Origin of the sequence: Paenibacillus hubeiensis (genome assembly GCF_032334105.1) — a bacterium.
In the GTDB taxonomy this organism is placed as follows: domain Bacteria; phylum Bacillota; class Bacilli; order Paenibacillales; family Paenibacillaceae; genus Paenibacillus; species Paenibacillus hubeiensis.
Map to the genome: position 1 here is coordinate 1 of NZ_JAVYAE020000013.1, position 18,326 is coordinate 18,326.

Genomic DNA, 18,326 nt, shown 5'->3' on the forward strand with positions numbered 1-18,326 from the left:
TCTCCTTTGGAATTCGAGCAACAGTATTACCAAAAAACCTCATAAACGAGAGTGTCCACTTTATTGACAGAAGAGCATGAGAAGCGTTATTTGCCCCATTTATGCTCTTGTCGCAGCTAATTCCGGTAAATAACGCCGCTGAAGTTCGTTAGGATTAGACAGCCTCCATTTTCGAGGGAATAAGGTGCCTCATGTTCGTTACATTTTCCAACCACATTGTCACAGCCTTTGAAACTTCGGCCTTCCTCTATAAAGTTGCTGGAGTTCCTGCCTGAACCGGAAACCAAATTTTCCTGACCCAGCCTCACACATTCCAGCAATATCATCCTAAATGGGCTTGCGCTACTTCTTGCCTGCGTCACCATTCAGGGCACCGTAATCTCGCCCCGGTTGCAGCGCTCAATATAGTCGTTGACCTGTTCTACTGTCGGCATCGCATCCGAACAGCTATGGCTGGAAATCACAATGCATGCAGCCGCACTGCCGTAACCCATGCTTTGCTCGATCGTCCAGCCCTGGATCAAGCCGTACAGGAAACCGGCCGCATAGGAGTCGCCCGCGCCGAACGTCTTCACCACCCGCGCCGGATAGCTGTCCGCACGGTGGGATTGGCCCTCCCTCGTATAAGCGATGGAGCCTTGCTTGCCATGTTTGATGACGACGATCTTGGCCGAAAAATCAAACCACTTCCGGGCCGTCACCTGATCGCTGCGGTCCGGGTTGTGGTCGAACGCCTCCATCATGTCGAACTCCTCGCGGGTGCCCAACAGAATATCGCATTTCTCGGCCGCAAGGTTGTAGTACACCGCCGTCTCTTCCGGCGACGTCCACGTGTAAGGACGGTAATCGAGATCAAACACGATCACCACCCCATGCCGCTTCGCATACGCCAAAGCCTGAAACACCGCTTCGCGGGAAGGACTTTGCGCCAGTGCCGTGCCCGAAATCAGCAATACGCGCGAGTCGGCGATCAACTGCTCCTGCACCTCTCCGGCGCGCAGCTTCAGATCTGCTACGTTGTCGCGGTACATGAGAATGCTGCAATCGGTCGGGCTTTTGATCTCCGTGAAAGCCAGCCCGGTAACCGCACCGGTATCATCAGTAACTACATTGGACGTATCGATGCCGTTGTTCTCCAGGTAGCGGTGAATGAACCGCCCCATCTGGTCGTCCGCGATTTTGCCGACAAAAGCCGTTTTCAAGCCAAGACGGGACATCCCGATCGCAATATTGGCGGGCGAACCGCCGACATACTTCGTAAACGTCATCGTGTCTTCCATCGGACGGTTGATTTCATTGGCGTTCAAGTCGATGCACAGGCGGCCGATCGCCGTGAAATCCATTTTCCGCGAAGCGGGGAAATCAACGTAGTTCATGTGAGCGGGCTCCTTTCCGTATCGTTTGGCTCCCGGACAAGAGAATCGATATACGCCAGGGAACGCTTTGCATATTCGTAAGGGTTATGCACTGCCGGGTCCTGCTCCCCTTCAAGCATCGCCCATCCGTTGTACCCTCGGGAAACGAGCTCCTCCACAATGGGGGCAAAGTCGATGCAGCCGTCACCCGGGACCGTGAATACTCCTTTGCGAATGCAGCCGACAAAGTCGCTCTGCTCCGCCCGTGCCTCTGCCAGCACTTGTGGACGGACATCTTTGAGGTGAATGTAAGCGATCCGGTCATAATGCTTGCGCAGCACTTCCAACGGATCGGCTCCCCCGTAATAAGCGTGCCCCGTATCATAGAGCAGGTGAACCAGGGCAGGATCGGTCAGCTCCATCAGCTTATCGATCTCTTCCGGCTGTTCTACCGCCGTGCCGCCGTGATGATGGTACGTCAGCTTCAAACCATGCTCGCGGGCAATCTCCCCGGCGGCGTTTAGCCCTTCCGCCAAGGATTGCCACTCGGGCTCTCCCAGCCTCAGCACCTCTTTTTCATGGGGCGTGCGCCGTGGGTCGAAATGCAGGGAACCGCCCACCTCGCATGTGCTGATCACCGTGCTGCCCATGGACTGCAAAAATTCGGCGTGGCGGCGGTAACCGTCCAGCTCGGACTGCCGATAGGACGGATCGGAAAACAGCACCGATTTCCACTGGGATACGAGGCGTATGCCCCGCTGATCCAGTTCTTTTTTTAGCTCAATCCGATCCGTCGGATACTTGCGCCCCATCTCCGTGCCCGTCAGCCCGAGACGCTGAATGTCGTCCAAAATTTGTTCGCACGTCGTATCGTTGCCGTGTTCCTTCACATCCTCGCCGACCCAATTGATCGGATGAATGCCGATCCGAAATGGAAGCTTGCTCATATATTCCCGTCTCCTTTGCGATTAGATGAGCCTTGCTTTGGCGCGATTCCGCCGCATGGCGCCATGTGCTTCTACCACCTTGCCCTCTGCGGATACTTCGGGAACGCCCACGTTCCACCACGATTCATAACCGCCCGAGTTGGTGCCAGGCACCACCGGAATTTCGATCAATGTCGTCACCGTCTCGGCCTGCGCCGCCCGAAGTGCCTGTTCCAGCTGCTCCGCATTCTCCGCCCGATAACCCTTTGCACCCAAGCTGCGGGCATGGGCGGCGAAATCCATCGGCATGTACTCCCCGGTCAAACGTCCGGATCCGGCCTCGCGATAGCGGAATTCGTTGCCGAACCCGTCGCTGCCTTGCTCCCGCTGCAAATTGTGAATGCATTGGAAGCCGTTGTTGTTGAACAGCAAAATCGTCATTTTGCGTCCTTCCTGAAGGCTGGTCACCAATTCGGAGTGCAGCATCAGATAACTGCCGTCGCCAACCAACGCATACACCTCACGATCCGGCTCGGCCAAGGCTACCCCAAACGCGCCGCTCACTTCGTAGCCCATGCAAGAAAAGCCATACTCCATGTGGTACGTCTTCGGCTCGGCCGACCGCCACAAACGGTGCAGGTCACCGGGCAGGCTCCCCGCGGCGCAGACGATTACGGATGAGGATGGAATGGCGTCGTTGATGATGCCGAGCGCGTGCGTCTGCGCCAATCCCGCCTCATGCTTGAGCGCATACAGCCGATCGACCTCGGCATCCCACTGTCGACGGAGATCCGCCACCTCGGATGACTCGTATCCGCTGCGATATTTCCGCAGTTGAAGCGCCTCCTGCAAAGCCTGAAGACCCTCCCGCGCATCGGCCAGCACCGCTTCGCCGCCGAGCTTCGCGGCATCCATGCCGTTCAGGTTGATATTGACGAAGGATACGTCGGGATGCTGGAAAGCAGACCTCGACGCCGTCGTGAAGTCCGAAAACCTCGTGCCGACGCCGATGACAACGTCCGCTTCCCGCGCCAGCCGGTTGGCCGCCAGCGAACCGGTTACGCCAACCGCCCCCACATTGAGCGGATGGTCCCATGCCAGGGCGCTTTTGCCGGCTTGCGTCTCGGCGACCGGGATGCCGAAGGCTTCGGCGAAGGCCGCAAGCTGCGCGGACGCCTCGGCGTACAGTACGCCGCCGCCTGCGATCAGCAGCGGCCTGCGTGCGCGGGCGATCTGCTCAGCCGCCCGCTCGAGGGCGGCCCGGACCGGGGGACGCCGGTCCAGGTAGTGCACCCGCCGCTCGAAAAATGCCGCGGGATAATCATATGCCTCGGCCTGCACGTCCTGCGGCAGCGCCAGCGTCACCGCGCCCGTCTCGGCCGGGTCGGTCAGTACCCGCATCGCGTTCGACAACGCCGTCATCAATTGCTCCGGCCGTACGATGCGGTCCCAGTACTTGCTTACGGCTTTGAACGGATCGGTAGCGGAAATGGTGTAATCGCTTCCAACTTCAAGCTGCTGCAGCACCGGGTCAGGCTCCCGCGTAGCGAAATTGTCTCCCGGGAGCAGCAGCACAGGGATCCGGTTGACCGTAGCCGTCGCTGCAGCGGTGATCATGTTCAAGGCACCCGGTCCAATGGACGTGGTGCAGGCATAGATTTGCCTGCGGTTCTTCTGTTTGGCGTAGGCTGCTGCGGTATGCACCATGCCCTGCTCGTTTTTGCCCTGCAAATACGTCAGGCGGCCGGGGCTGCGTTCCAACGCTTCCCCGATGCCGGTCACGTTGCCGTGCCCGAAAATGCCGATGACGCCTTTTACGAACTTCGTTTCCTCGCCGTCCACGGAAATGTATTGCTGGTCGAGATAGCGGAGCAATGCCTGAGCCATCGTCAGCCGAATCGTTGTCATGGATGAATCGTCTCCTTTCCCTTCATGGGTTAAGCGCTTAATCTACGTTAAAGTTAAGCGCCTTACCCCTGAAGGTTAAGCGCTTAATTCACATGATATTACAGCCGTATCATTTAGGCAAGTATTTTTTGTAAGCGTTTTATTACAGAACCCATAAAACGCTTCTCCTCTTTCGCAGACTCGCCAAATTACGGTCTGAATCTTCCCATCACGATCGTATCATGGTACGTTCCGTCCGCATGCCGCCTGTCGTTATGCAGCACGCCTTCCACCTCAAACCCCGCCTTCTCGTACAGGGCTCGCGCCTTCGCATTGGCAGCCAGCACGGTCAGCGTCACTTTCTTAATCGCCTCTTGTGCATCCGCCCAACCAAGTGAACATTCCAGCAGCCGCGTACCAATCCCGTACCCCCAATAATGCTGCGCAACGCCTACGCCGAATTCCACCTTATGCGCAAACCGCTTCAATTCGCTCCCTTCGCATCTCGAATATCCCACGATCTTCCCATCCGCCACAGCCACCAAAAACAGATTTCGCGGCTTGATCGTATCCCGGGCAATCAGATCTTCAAAACCGATGGCATCGATAAACGCTTCACCCGGCTCGCGATCCATATGTTCGGTCTCCCCGTCAATCCGCAAGCGCAGTGCCGACAACGCTTCTCCGTCTCCTTCCTGCGCCGACCTGATCGCAAATGTCTTGCCCTTTGACTGGAACCGCTGTTCTTCAATTACCATTTCCTCATAACTCCATTTCGTATTCTATTCAGCATGTCATCCGTTCATGATCCGCGGTTAGTCTACTTCGGACGGGCTTTTTCCCGTCAGCATTTTGAACACCTGGCTGAAATAGGTCGCATTGCGGAATCCCGTCATCTCGCTCACCTCGTACACCATGTATCTTCCCGTCTTGAGCAGCTCCATGGCCTTCCGAACCCGATATCCGTTAAGGTAGCTGACGAAGTTTTCCCCCGTCACCCGCTTGAACAGTTGGCTCAAATATTTGGGATGAACGTACAACCCCCGCGCAATGGCCTCAAAGCTGATCTCTTCCGCATAGTGCTCCTCCACGTATCGCTTGACCTGGATCACCAGCTTGTTGGTTTTCTTCTCGGCCGTTTCTTTCCTTGCCTGCTCAAGCCAATTCCGAATCACGCCGTCCATCCAGCATATCAGATCCTGCAGCGTATATTTAAGCTGAATTTCGCGCAAAAAGTCGCTCATTGCCAGCGGAGGGTCAAGCCTGGGATATCGGCTGCTCCAGCTTTGCGTCAGCGTATCGAACAGGCTCACGGCCACCACTTGTACCTCTTGCATGCTCGTTCCGCTCCCTTTCTCCAACAAACAGCGAATGTGGCGCCATACCTCTTCCGCCAAGTCCGGCCGCATGTCGGTCCACGCTTCGCTCCATTGCCGAAGCTGTATGGAGTAGTCGGGAGCAGGAGCTTCCTGCCACCCGTCCGTTTCATAACAATACACCCGGCTGCCCCCCTGGAATTCTGCCGTTTCCAGCGCCTCCCGGCTCTCCAGATAGGAGTCCATCAACTCGCATAAATGGCCCTTGCACCCGCCGACGCCTGCGTTCATCTCCATTTTGAGATACGTGAACACCTGGTCGATCATGCGCTGCAGCAGCCGCTGAATCGACTCTGCCGAAGAATCGCCTTCCAGCATAACGAGCACGAACACTCGATCCGAGTAGTCGATCACTTCGATATGCTGCCTCTCTGCCATCATTGAAGCATGGGTTTGCACGGTTTCCCTGATGATGTCCGCCGCGCCATACCTGAGCAATTGCCAGTCGCGTTCTTTCATGCGCGTCAGGAATTCGGGGCGACCCAGCTGCAGACTGATGGCCCGAACGCGTCCGGCATCGCTCAATCCGACATATTCCATTCGGTCCCGCGACATTTCTTCCGGACGGTACCGCGTGGTGAGAAGCTCATGCAGGAACTGTTTTCTCAGATAGGGAAGCACACGTCCGATCTCCTGTTTATAAACGCGCTCCAGCCGCTCTCGCCGCTCTCTCACATCCTGTTCCAGCATGACCTCGCGCAGCACGGCCTCGATTTCCTCCACCTCCGCCGGTTTCAGCAAAAAGTGGTTCACGCCCCACCGCATCGCCGCCCGTGCATTTTCGAATTCGTCGTACCCGCTCAGAATAATGATAGGAACGTCGGGATGCTCGCTCCTCAGCGCCTGCGTCATCTCGAGTCCCGTCATTCCCGGCATGTAGATATCCGTCATAACCAGGTCCGGCTTCACGCCGCGAAACAGCTCCAATGCATCCGCGCCGTTCGCGGCAGTCCCTGCAATGGTCAGGCCAAGGGATGGCCAATCGACATGATGGGTCAGCGCCCGGATCATATGCGGATCGTCATCCACCAGCAGGATCGTTTTCATGCGCTCTCACCGCCTACCCACAGATTCAATTGTTCCTCGCTCTCGATCCGCGGCAGCGTAAGCGTCACCCGTACGCCGCCCGACTCGGCCGTGCCAAGCTGCACGCCATACCCTGTTCCGCAGTACAATTGGATGCGCTGATGCACGTTGCGCACGCCGATGCCGGTGGTTTCACCCAGCGCCCAACCGTCCGGCAGTCCCTGCCCGTTATCCGTAATGCGAATAACAAGCTGGTCCTTTGAATTACTTGTTTCCGCCTGGATGTCCACCCGAATTTGAAGCGCCCCGTCCGCAGGATGGCCATGCATGACCGCATTTTCGATAAAAGGCTGCAGGATGATCTTCGGAATGTAACACCCGCGCACGAGCGGGTCGACCCGCTCTTCGTAGTCGATGGCAAACGGCAGTCGTTCCGCTTGAATGCTCACGTAACAGCGGGCGTGCTCCAACTCGTCCCGCACGCGAATAAACAGTTTGCCTCCGCTCAGTCCGATGCGCAGCAGTTTGCTTAATTGCACGATCATGCGACTGATGTCGCGTGCCTGATAGTCCATGGCGCGCCAGTGGATCATGTCGAGCGTGTTGTAGAGAAAATGCGGTTTGATCTGCGCCTCCAGCAGGCTCGTTTGGGCCTCCCGCTTCGCCCGACTCTCTTCGCGGACCTGGTCCATCAGATCCGTCAACCGGGAGGCCATGTGGTTGAAGCCGTAGGCCAGATGGGCGTACTCCTCGGTAAAGGAAAGTTCGACGCGCGTGTCGAAGTTCCCGCGCTCCAGCTGCCGCATGCGTTTAATCAACTGCCGCAGAGGCCGCACGATGCCGCGAACGAACAACCAGGCCAACACGGCCGAACACAGTAACCCTATGACGGCTACCCCCAGCACCTGCCAACCCGCCGCACGGACAGGGGTTAATAACATGTGCACGGGAATGATCTGCACCAAGCGCCACTGCAGCATGGCAGGCCGGGAATAGAGCACGAGCTGCGAGCCGCCCGGGGCAGACGCCACCTCAAAGCCGTCCCCTGCATGCGCTGCATGTTCCTCAAGCCAGGCTTGATCAACCCAAGGCGCAGCATCCCCCACCGTCGCTGTTTCCGCGCTTGACGAGTCGCCATTGCCGAAGGCCGTGCCATCCGCTCCGTTTTCGCCCATTTGCATGATGACGCTCCCCGACGTATCCACGAGCAGGACCTGTCCGTCCAATACGAGCGGCAGATCGGCAAAACGCCGAACGATGTCCTCCCGGCTTAACCGGATCAGTACATAAGCTACCGTGCCGCCATGACTGTCGAATATGCGCTGGGCGTATCCGACGAGCGAATGCCCCGATCCGTTCTCCCTGAGCGGGACCCAGGCGGCATCCGCGTTTTCCAGCGCGCCGTACCACGAATCGGCCGCTACCGTATCGACGGGGTAAATGCGATCGGCCATCGTCACGGCTACGCCGTTGAACGCATCGGTGTACAGCTCCACCGAGGTGATCCCCTCGCTCACGACTACGGTGTGCTCCAGTATTTTGGCGACCTCGCGCCTTTGATGAATCTGCGTCAGCCTGCCCGTGCCTGCCGTCTCAAGCAGGCTGGACAGCTCCCGGTTGCTTGCCAGGGAATACGCGGTGCCCGTTACGTTCGTGATGAAATCGAAGCCTCGGCGCGTGCTTTCGTTGAGGAGCGCCAGGCGCGCATTGCTGATCTCGGTGAACGTCACTTTGGAGAACGACTGATAGGACAGCCATACGATCACCGATACAAGCAGCAGATTAAATGCAATAAAGCAAGTCACCATCAAAGTGGTGAGCTTGCTTTGCTGCAGCCTATGGCGGATAAACAAGGATACGCTTCGTTTCCTCATGCTAAAGTCCCTACCTTCGTCTTGGAATTACCCTTTGAGCCCGGAGGTCGCGATGCCTTCCACGAAGTATTTCTGGCAGACGATGAAGACGATAAAGCATGGCAGCAGAGACAGCACGGACATCGCAAACATCGGTCCCCAATCCGATTGGGAGCTGGAATCCAGAAACAGGCGCAGACCGAGCGGCACCGTGTATTTGCTGACGTCGCTTAAATAGATCAGCTGGCTGAAGAAATCGTCCCATGTCCACAAAAAGGTAAAGATCATCGTGGTGACGAGCGCCGGGAACGCAAGCGGCAGAATCACCTTGGTATAAATGCGAACCGGACCGCAGCCGTCGATCGTGGCCGCTTCGTCAAGCTCCTTGGGCAGCCCGCGGAAAAACTGCACCATCAGGAAAATAAAGAACGCGTCCGTGGCAAGCCATTTCGGTACGACGAGCGGCAGGTACGTATTGATCCATTCCAGATGGTTGAACAAGATATACTGCGGGATCAGCGTCACGTGATGCGGCAGCATGATCGTCATCAGCATCAGCCCGAAGCACACCGCCTTGAAGCGGAAATCCAGTCTGGCAAAGGCATAAGCAGCCATCGAGCAGGAGATTACGTTGCCCAGCACGGCGCCCAGCGACAGTACGACGGAGTTGGTCAGGAAGCGGGAAAACGGATTGCCCTGAATTCCCGTCCAGCCGCTCACGTAATTGCTAAAGTTCCATTCCTTCGGCCAGAACCACGTTTCCGTGAATATCATGTGCCCTGGTTTAAACGAACTGCCTAACATCCAGAGCACCGGGTACAGCATGACAAAGGCGATCGCCGAGATCATTACGTGCTTTGCAACGACCCATGCGGTAGAGCTGCGTTGTCCAATCATGATTTTCCACCATCCTCATAGTGCACCCACAGGCGGCTGCTGCGGAACACGAGCAAAGTAAACACGCCGATCAGAATAACGAGAATCCACGCCATGGCAGAGGCGTAACCCATTTGGAAGAACGAAAAACCCTTCTTGTACAAATACAGGGAATACATCAGCGTGGAATTGACCGGTCCTCCGCTTCCGTTACTGATGACAAAAGCCTGCGTGAACGACTGAAAGGAGGTGATCAGCTGCATGACCAGATTGAAAAAAATGACAGGGGACAAAATCGGCAAGGTGATGTTGAAAAACCGGCGTACAGGGCCTGCGCCGTCCACCGCCGATGCTTCCTCGTACTCGGGCGGGATTTGTTTCAGTCCAGCCAGAAAAATGATCATCGACGAGCCGAACTGCCACACGGACAGCAGCACGATGGAATACAGGGCATACTTCGGGTTCGCCACCCAATCGGGGGCCTTGATGCCGATCATGGCGAGCAGCCCGTTCAGCAGGCCGTCGCCGCCCAGCATTTTGCGCCACAGCATGGCAATCGCCACGCTGCCGCCAAGCAAGGTCGGAATGTAATAAACGGTTCGATAGAGGCCCAGCCCACGAATGCCCTTGTTCAGCAGGAGCGCCACCATCAGCGCAAAAATCAGTTTGATCGGCACAGAGACGGCCACATAGGTAAAGGTGACTTTCAGCGATTGACCAAACAACTTATCCGACGTAAACATCGTAACGTAGTTCTCCAGGCCGACCCATACAGGCGAGGTCAGGATGCTGTAGTCGGTAAACGAAATATATAACGAAGCAATCATCGGTCCAAGCGTCAGCAGCAGCAAACCTAACAGCCACGGGGCGAGGAACAGGAGAGCTGCCCGGTTATGGGCATATCTCCGTTTCGCGGCCCGGGCAGCCACGCGTTCGGTTGTCGCATGGCTGACCTGCGTTGTACTCATGTCATTTCCTCCCGCTCATTGGATTCCGGATACGTGCAGGCGGTTATTGGCTTGAACCCAGCGCAGCCTTGGCGCCTTCGATGAATTGCGCAATGACGTCCGGCATGCTTCCCTGGTCGAATGCGATCTGTTCGCTCGCCGTTTTGAAGCTGGCATCCACTTCGGAGAACCCTTGCGGATACGGCGGGTCAATCTCGCTGGAATGCTGAGATACAACGTCGATGAATTGGAAAATGGTCTGCTCCCCTTCGGAAAGATTGGGCTTCAACTGCTCGCGAATGCTGGAGTTCACCGGCACGCCGCGCTCCGATCCCAGGATGGCGGTCGCCTCCGGATCGTTCACCATGAAGTCGATGAACATCGCCACCTCTTTGGGATGCTTCGTTTTGGCATACCCGGATATGAACTGACCCGGTTTCAGGTATTCGCCGATCTGTTTCTCGCCTTCGGAATGCGGAATGACCTGGATTCCCAGCGTATGATCCTGGTTTTTGTTCACCTGCTGGAATGTCAACAATTGATTGGACCAGGCAAAGTCCATGGCGGCCGTTCCGAGCGAGATCGGACGCGTCTCCGTGGCGTTGGTCGTGGATGCCGTCACCTCGGCCGGCGTTGCGCCGCCATTGGCACGGAGCGCTCCCCACATGTCGAACCACTGCTGCAGCTCTTCGCTGGTTGCCGTCAGCGTGCCCCCGTCGAACAGCCCTTTGCCCGTCTGGCGAATGAACACTTCAAACATGTTCGTCGCGCCCGAAATATCCGCCGAACCGTAGAAGCCTTCGCCCTTGGCCGCGGCGATGCTGGCGGCAATTTTGCTGAAGTCGGACCATGTCCAGCTTTCCTGCGGTTCCTCGATGCCCAGCTCCTTGAACAGCGTTGCATCATAGATGACGCCAGGCGCATTCACGCCGAGCGTGATGGCGTACAATTTATCGTCAATCGTTCCGGCCTTGATCATGCTCTCGTCATGGTCTTCCGTGCGAAGCTCCTTGCTGTCTGCATACGGAGTCAAGTCCAGCAAGGCCCCTCGCCGGGCAAAATCGGTCAGGAACGCGTAGTCCATCTGCACGATGTCCGGCGCGTTGGAGCCGGCGACCTGAGTGGTCAGCTTATCCATATATCCGTCCCAGCCGGAGTACTCCGGCTTGATCGTGATGCCGGGATGCTTTTCTTCAAACAGCTTGATGACTTTGGTGGTCAGATCATGCCGCGTCTGCGACCCCCACCACGTCATGCGGAGCTCGATATTGCCGGAAGTTTCTCCTTTATCCCCGCCGTCGGATGACGCCGCAGGGCTGGAGGTTCCCCCCGAACAGGCTGTAGCGAACAATAACAGGGTCAGGCAGCACAGGGTTACCCACTTTTTCATATGCAGCATTGATGAATTTCCTCCCCTTTTTTAACATGTAATCGCTTACAAATATATTGTACCGGGAGTTCTTCAGGCGGAACATAAACAAAAGTAAGCCATCCTGTCAAAAAAGTAAGGGGTTGGGGGAGGATCGATCTTCCTGATCTAAAAATCCGCCGGGAGCATGCACTCCCGGCGGCGTTTTACGCACATGTCGCCTTCTCGGCCTTTGCCTTTTGCGGTATTCAGGATGACCGGACAGCTGCTGGCGATTGGCGTTGTTCCAAATGCTGCTGCATACGCGCTACCTCGGTGCCTGCCAGCATCATGATGCCGATGCCATGGTTATCATTGGTCACCGTCAACAAGTCCTTGTCATAGTATTCCGAGGTAAACGCATATCTCGATCCGCTGCATACGCCATGCACGTTTCCTTGACGGTCGATGGCCACACGGGTCAATCCCTGCCATGCCTTTCGCGAAGCTTCGGCATACACTTCCGGCTTCTTAAGCCAGCCAAAGCGCACTCCCCGGGCGAACCCGTATGCAAACATCGCTGTGCACGAGGCCTCTTCGTAAGTATCCGGCTCATTCAGCACCTGGTGCCATAATCCGCTCTCCCCCTGAAGGGCAGCATATCCTTCGCATAATTCGTTGAAAAACGCGATCAATGCCGGTCTGTCCGCATGCTGCTCCGGCAGCGCGGCAAGCACCTCGGACAGCGAGAACAGCGTCCAGCCGTTGCCGCGTCCCCACGGAATGCGCGTGGCCTGTCCATACTTGAAGTCATAAACGTGCGACATGATCTTCTGATCGGCCATAAACAGATATTTGCGGAAAAGCAAAAATTGTTTCGCCGCTTCGTCGAGCGCAGCCGGGTCGCCTTTCAGGCGTGCATAACGGACAAGGAACGGCGTGCTCATGTACAGGTCATCCGCCCACATCGTATTTTCCGAATATTCGCCCGGGCATTTCCGGTAAAAGGCTCCATCTTCGCGCCGTTCCAGTTTGTTGAGCATAAAGTCTGCGATCGTGTCCGCGATGGGCAAAAAGGTCTGCTCCCGGCACTCGCCGTACGCTTCCAGCATGGCAGAACCGAACGAACCGCAATTATCCAGCATTTTCATCATGACGAGCTGTTGGTTGATGGCCGGAAAGCCATACTGCTTCCGGTCCCACAGCGAGTACTCGTACATGGTCGTACAAGCCTGCACATGCTCTGCTGCGTAACGGATCATATCCGGCCTGTCCAGGTAACGTCCCGTCTGCAGCAAACCATATACGGTTACGCCGAGCGGATAATCCCAGCGTCCGTAATTGGTAACGGAACCGACGGTCCACTTGTTGCTCAGCATCGCATTCTCGTAATAAGGACGCACCCATGCCTCGGGTCCATCCAGCCGCCAATACGTATGCTCCGGTTCGTGATCTGCGCCATTGCCCTGCACCGCAAAAATCCGATCCATACGGCACATTTCTGTCGCATCAGGTTCCGCATCGGCTTCAAAAGGTCCTGCATACAGCCATGTTTCACCTTCCGCGCCATGAACCCGCCACGGGAGCACGTGGGCAGCCGGCTCCGCGCCGATGGCTGCGCCCACATGAAACTGCCATGGCTCTCCGGCCGCGGGGCATTCGCTGCAAACCAGCAAATCGCCCGTTCCGGGTCCCGCTTCGATCTCCACGTCGAACGAACCCGCCTCAGGCAGTGCTGCCGCTAGTTTGCCCTCCAGCCAAATACGGAGCGGTCCCGACGCATGGCCTGACAGGCGAACGGGAATCCCCGCGGGGCTGCCCGCCTGAATTCGGGTCCAGCCGTACACCCGCCGGCCCGGGAGCCGCCCGAATAAACGCTCCGGCACAGGCAGGTTCTGCCGCTCGGGGGACCACCGCGTTTCTGGCAGCCAATTCAGACCGCAGGCCGCCTCGTCGCCAAGCAAGTCCGGACCCTCCTCGCCGAGGAGGTCGCCAATGCCTGCGGGAACGTGATCCGGGCAGATCGGTTCGGAATATACCCAGCCCGCGCTACCTTTTCTCCCCCGAAACGGAGCCAGCACGTTCAGGATGCGGACCTTGCCTTCGTCGGAGCCGAATCGGCAGCCGAATCCGGCAGCCGTATTTTTCAGTTCCAGCAGCAGCGTGTTCCAGCCTGGCTTGATATCCAAGGATAGCTTCACGGTTGCATCAGGCTTGATTTCATCAATGACCGTGGAACGATAGGTTAATAGACCATTGAACCAGAAACGAACCGGACCGTAACAGCTCACGAGCACGTCCAAATTCCGATCCTCATCCCCCCAGACCAGCGCAGCGGCATAAGAAACCTGTCCTTGCTTCGCATCGGGGAAGCGTTCCCCCAGATTCAGATCATAGAGCCCTTGATCATTCTGCAAAATACCGGATTTCTGAAACTTTCGATACACGAAATCCGCTTGCGGATTAGCCCCGATGTATCGCTCGGCCAGCACCTTCAGTACGTGTTCAGGGTCATCCCCGAATCGGTGGTACATGCTCTGCGGTTCATTGAAATAGATCGTCATAGATATACATCCCTCTCTCGCTGAAATCATGCCAACATGCAGCAAAAGCCATAATGAACTTCATATAAAGCTAGGTTTAGCGCTTAACCTCCATAAGAAATACCATTTCTCAATGCAGGACCCACCTTTCCCTTTTTCTGATGAACGACAGATCATAGCCACAGTATACCCGACGGCCTCATGGGACGCCACAAGTTTTTTGGTTACGTTTACATTCCCGGTCGGACAGGAAAGATCGTCCATCGAGGCATGGTTGGTTGATGAAACCACCTGCCGTAAAGCCATCCGTTCCCTGCTTCCCGATTCAACGTTTCGTCTAGTTCAACCGCAGAAGGGGATGTCCGCAAAACCTTCAAACAACGGTTTAGTTTCCGACAACAACTGCCGATATAGATAGTAGGTGGAAATTTCCACGATTTAACTGGGGAATCCCCCCATTTTAATTCAAGCCATTTGCATTGGAAAGGAACGATGAACCATGAATACGCTAGAATCTTTGGTGAATGCCATGCCTTTTGTGCAGCAAATGTTTCGCGACGACGTATCGATATCCATTAATGACCATGAGAAAGTGCTCTATTTCTCCGAAGCCAAAAGCCTGGAGATCGGTGTAAAAGTCGGGGACGAGCTTCATGACGATTACAAAAACTTCAAGATGCTTGCCAACAAAGACTCTCGTACCATTGTTCGCATGCCTGGCGACCTGCAGGGAAGACCCTTCGACTCCATTCTGATTCCGATCAAGGAAAACGACGAGGTTGTCGGCATTCTGGGCGTGAACTATTCTCTGGACAATCATCTTACCTTGGAAAACCTGATCAACGAGAACGAATCCACGATCAACGCGCTGCTCGGCGGCATTCAGCAGGTTGCTGCGCATTCCGAGGAGCTGTCTGCCACATCGGAGGAGATTTTGCGCAACTCGAAACAGGCGGTGGAAAACTCGGTAAGCGTGACCAAAGTCACTTCGGTGATTCGCGAAGTATCGGAACAAACGAACCTGCTGGGACTTAACGCCATGATTGAAGCGGCACGGGTAGGCGATTTGGGAAGCGGATTCGGCGTGGTGGCCAGCGAAGTTCGCAAGCTGTCGGATCACACGAAGCAAGCTGCTGCAGACATTGAATCCTCTTTGGGCAACGTTCGCGAGTCCATGAAACATATGGAGCAGGAAATCAGCCAGATTACGACTGCCACGGTGGATCAAGCCCAATTGGTCGCGGAGTTCATGGTAAGCATCGAACAGCTCAGCCAGACGAGCGCCGATCTGAAAAAATTCGTGCACCAGATGCTGGCCTTGGAATAGAAAGAACGCTAAGTCACCCTTAAGATCGATACATAGACAGGACAAAATGATGCAAAAGGCCGCCCTGCCGTAGATTTCGAAAAAAACTACGACGGGCGGCCTTTGTTGGGCCTATCCACACGAACCTTTGAGCGATTCTAAATCTCCACCGCCACGCCATAATGATCCGATACAACCGGACCGTTCGTTCCGTTCAGCACAACCGTTGAAGATTGGGCCTGAACCGGATGCGCGGACCAAATGTAATCAATGCGCAGAGGATGGCTGTTGTCTGACCACCCGGCAATGGCTTTGACTACTGTTGCTCCCTCATCTTTGCTGAGGGCTGTCGCGTACAGGTCATTCCAGCCCTTTTCCACCATGTAATCGTAACCCTGGCCACGAACCTCCGCCACATTGTTGAAATCGCCCATAATGTATAACGGCTGTTCTTTGTAAGGGGCCAGCTTTTCCTCGGTGAGATCCCACTGCTCTTTAAACGGCTCCAGCTCGTCGTTCCACCAATTGAAGTGACCGTTCACAAACCAGGTTGCCTGTCCTTCAACGACCGTTTGCACCCCAACGATTTTGCGAGTCCGGTAATTGTAGTAATCCTGAAGATGCGAAGCATACTCTCCAAACGCCGCCTTGATCGGCGTCCGGCTCAAAATGGCCAGTCCTTCATCAAATTTGCCGAAGCTGGCATGGGTCGGAATCCATGTCCAATAGTAGGGCGTATCCAGCTGCCCAAGCAGGACGTGGGCGTAATTATCCTTTTTAATGACCGTACCGGGTTCGGCAACAACATAGCGGTCCAGCTCCTCTGCTGATAGCGGCTGCTCCTGCGCGGTTTGGTTAACCTCCTGCAAGGCGACGATATCGAACCGGTTTTCGTTAATGAACCGGGCCAGTCCGCCGATTTTGTTCATCTGGTCTTCTTCTACCCATGCGTGGGCGTTTAACGTTAACAGTTTCATAAGCTCGCTCCCGTAGTTATATTCTGGCTGCATGTCGTCGGCGCTGCATCGAAACGGAAACTATTCGCAGAATTCATGCACGAGGCAGTCCATAACTGATATGATGGTTATAGAGCATGACGTAGCCAGGAGATGGAATGATGAACATATCGAATGACATGAACATGACTGACGCGCAGTGGCAGCAGCTGATCGCCCAGGTGGCCGACCAGTATGACAGCCTGACCCTCATGCGCGGCTTCCAATATTATAAACAAAAACGCGTCGCTGCGTTGCATTATAGCGAACAAGGCAACGTCTCGGCCACCGTTCAAGGTTCGGACGAACACGAAGAAGCCACGCTGAACCCCTACGCGTTATCGGAAAGTCAATGTACCTGTCCGGCAGCTTCGGGCTGCAGGCATATCGCTGCAATCATGATGAGTTGGGCCGAACAGCTTGGCCGCCCCGTTCAGGCCATAGCCAATGCGCATACAAGCACGGTTTTGAAACGCAGTCCCTCCAAACCGGTTGACAAGGCAAGCAGCGGAAGAGCCGGACACGCGGTGATTCCCCGGACGGAGACGCCTCCCGATTACGGCTATATGAAACTGAAGGAAGAAGCCGCATCGCTGGCGGAGCTGCACATCGATACATGGCATGACCTGTTCGCCAAATGTTTGGTCCGGCTTGGCACGGGAACGCCCAGCGTATCCTACGTGCAGGAAGCCCAAGACGAGCTCTACGCGATCAAGCCCAAGTTATCCCCCGGAATGGACCAGTTGTTCGCACTGCACGCACACTTGCATCTGCTGCGTTTTTGCGTGCCGGAACGCGGTTCAATTCCAAGTATGCCCATCTATTTGAATGTTGCCGCACAAATGGCTGCCGATGCCCTGCTGCAGAACGCGGAAAACGAGTTGAATCGACCGCTTGAGCTATCCAATCAAAGCGAAGCGGAGCGGGAACGAATCTGGAGCCGGGTGCAAGAGACGGTTCAATACCTGCGCAGCCAGATGTTGTCCGAAACGCAAACCCTATTGTTTTTCACGCCGATCTATCGGCAGCTCTGGTTGAACTGGATCGTTCCCATGTCGGACAAGCGGGTACCCATGCTTGAATCCGAATTGCGTACCCTTGTGGCGGTAGAGCAGGAAATTCAACGTGCTTCAATGCCGACAGGCGGAAGCCGGGATGGAGCTGCAAATGGCTCTGGGTCCGAACAACGTGTTAAGCCAGGCGCTGCAGGCTCCCTCCCCCTTGCTCTGGCGCAGGGATGGATCCTGTTTCACCTGGAACGGGATGAACGGGCTTGGCAGCTGCTGGGTCGCGGACACTCCGCATTCGGTATGCCGCCGGAGCATTTGATGCATTTTCTGCATGTACTCGCCGATGATTCCCGCTGGGAACGTCTAGCCGCATGGCTCGGCGAGCTCGGGCCGCTTCTGGTCGGCCGCCGCAACGATTCGCTGCAGGCATACATGCAGCTATGGGACGACACGCTTCGCCATCTGCCGGAAGAGGAAAACCGGATGTGGGATACCTTGGTCGGTATGCTTCCCCATTCCCGTCCGGCCTATGAAGAAGCCATGCGCCTTCGCGGGCAATGGCGCAGATGGATCGACTTTCAATTAAGCACAGGCGCTGAGCCGCTCGATTTCCGGGTCGCTATGCTGGAACCGATCGAGAAGGAGGCGCCGGAGCTGCTGCTGCCCTTCTACCACCAGGCTGCCGAGCGCCATATCGAGCAGCGCAACCGGGACGGATACAAAGCAGCGGTCAAACTGCTCAAGCGGCTGGCCAAATTGTATAAAAAATTGAAGCAGGAAGAACGCTGGGAAGCGTTCATTACTTCACTCGCCGTTCGCAACAGCCGGCTGCGGGCCTTGCAGGAAGAGCTTCGGAAAGGGAAATTGATCTCATGAGC

13 protein-coding genes are annotated in these 18,326 nt (G+C 56.0%); 2 read left to right on the forward strand and 11 right to left on the reverse strand.

The features are described 5' to 3' along the window. Positions 1-365: 365 nt before the first annotated feature. From iolC to RSX24_RS24860, 10 genes are all read right to left on the reverse strand, one after another. A complete protein-coding gene (gene iolC / locus RSX24_RS24815; RefSeq protein ID WP_343262054.1) occupies positions 366-1,376 on the reverse strand; it encodes a 5-dehydro-2-deoxygluconokinase in 1,011 nt (336 codons plus the stop codon). After that, positions 1,373-2,302: a myo-inosose-2 dehydratase gene (iolE, locus tag RSX24_RS24820; RefSeq protein WP_343262055.1), complete on the reverse strand. Its 930-nt coding sequence runs from the start codon at positions 2,300-2,302 to the stop codon at positions 1,373-1,375. Before iolE ends, iolC begins: the two co-directional genes overlap by 4 nt. A gap of 21 nt (positions 2,303-2,323) precedes the next feature. Beyond that, positions 2,324-4,189: a 3D-(3,5/4)-trihydroxycyclohexane-1,2-dione acylhydrolase (decyclizing) gene (gene iolD, locus RSX24_RS24825; protein ID WP_343262056.1), complete on the reverse strand. Its 1,866-nt coding sequence runs from the start codon at positions 4,187-4,189 to the stop codon at positions 2,324-2,326. 188 nt (positions 4,190-4,377) lie between these two features. Beyond that, on the reverse strand, positions 4,378-4,926 hold the full coding sequence (locus tag RSX24_RS24830; RefSeq protein WP_343262057.1) for a GNAT family N-acetyltransferase: 549 nt from the start codon (positions 4,924-4,926) through the stop codon (positions 4,378-4,380). A gap of 57 nt (positions 4,927-4,983) precedes the next feature. Continuing rightward, positions 4,984-6,591, reverse strand: coding sequence for a response regulator (locus RSX24_RS24835; protein WP_236420289.1), 1,608 nt, complete (start codon positions 6,589-6,591; stop codon positions 4,984-4,986). Continuing rightward, positions 6,588-8,444 carry a sensor histidine kinase gene (locus RSX24_RS24840; RefSeq protein WP_343262058.1) on the reverse strand — a complete coding sequence of 619 codons (1,857 nt, stop codon included), beginning with the start codon at positions 8,442-8,444 and terminating at the stop codon, positions 6,588-6,590. Before RSX24_RS24840 ends, RSX24_RS24835 begins: the two co-directional genes overlap by 4 nt. A 27-nt stretch (positions 8,445-8,471) precedes the next feature. Continuing rightward, positions 8,472-9,320 (reverse strand): carbohydrate ABC transporter permease, encoded by an 849-nt coding sequence (locus RSX24_RS24845; protein WP_236420291.1) that lies wholly within the window; start codon positions 9,318-9,320, stop codon positions 8,472-8,474. Beyond that, positions 9,317-10,267, reverse strand: a complete 951-nt coding sequence (locus RSX24_RS24850; RefSeq protein WP_343262059.1) for a carbohydrate ABC transporter permease — start codon at positions 10,265-10,267, stop codon at positions 9,317-9,319. Before RSX24_RS24850 ends, RSX24_RS24845 begins: the two co-directional genes overlap by 4 nt. 43 nt (positions 10,268-10,310) lie before the next feature. Then, entirely contained in the window at positions 10,311-11,645 is a 1,335-nt protein-coding gene (locus RSX24_RS24855; protein ID WP_343262060.1) for an ABC transporter substrate-binding protein, read from the reverse strand. Positions 11,646-11,863: 218 nt separating this feature from the next. Next, complete coding sequence (locus RSX24_RS24860) at positions 11,864-14,158, reverse strand: glycoside hydrolase family 88/105 protein (RefSeq protein ID WP_343262061.1); 2,295 nt, start codon at positions 14,156-14,158, stop codon at positions 11,864-11,866. Between the two features lie 478 nt (positions 14,159-14,636). Between RSX24_RS24860 and RSX24_RS24865 the strand changes: the two genes are divergently transcribed. Beyond that, the gene (locus RSX24_RS24865; protein ID WP_339275631.1) at positions 14,637-15,464 is read left to right on the forward strand and encodes a methyl-accepting chemotaxis protein; all 828 of its coding nucleotides are present in this window, start codon (positions 14,637-14,639) and stop codon (positions 15,462-15,464) included. Between the two features lie 137 nt (positions 15,465-15,601). On the opposite strand, the gene RSX24_RS24870 is transcribed toward RSX24_RS24865, so the two are convergent. Then, on the reverse strand, positions 15,602-16,420 hold the full coding sequence (locus RSX24_RS24870; RefSeq protein WP_343262062.1) for an endonuclease/exonuclease/phosphatase family protein: 819 nt from the start codon (positions 16,418-16,420) through the stop codon (positions 15,602-15,604). Between the two features lie 140 nt (positions 16,421-16,560). Here RSX24_RS24870 and RSX24_RS24875 point away from each other — a divergent pair, with 140 nt between their 5' ends. Next, complete coding sequence (locus tag RSX24_RS24875) at positions 16,561-18,324, forward strand: SWIM zinc finger family protein (RefSeq protein WP_343262063.1); 1,764 nt, start codon at positions 16,561-16,563, stop codon at positions 18,322-18,324. The last annotated feature ends 2 nt before the right edge of the window (positions 18,325-18,326 follow it).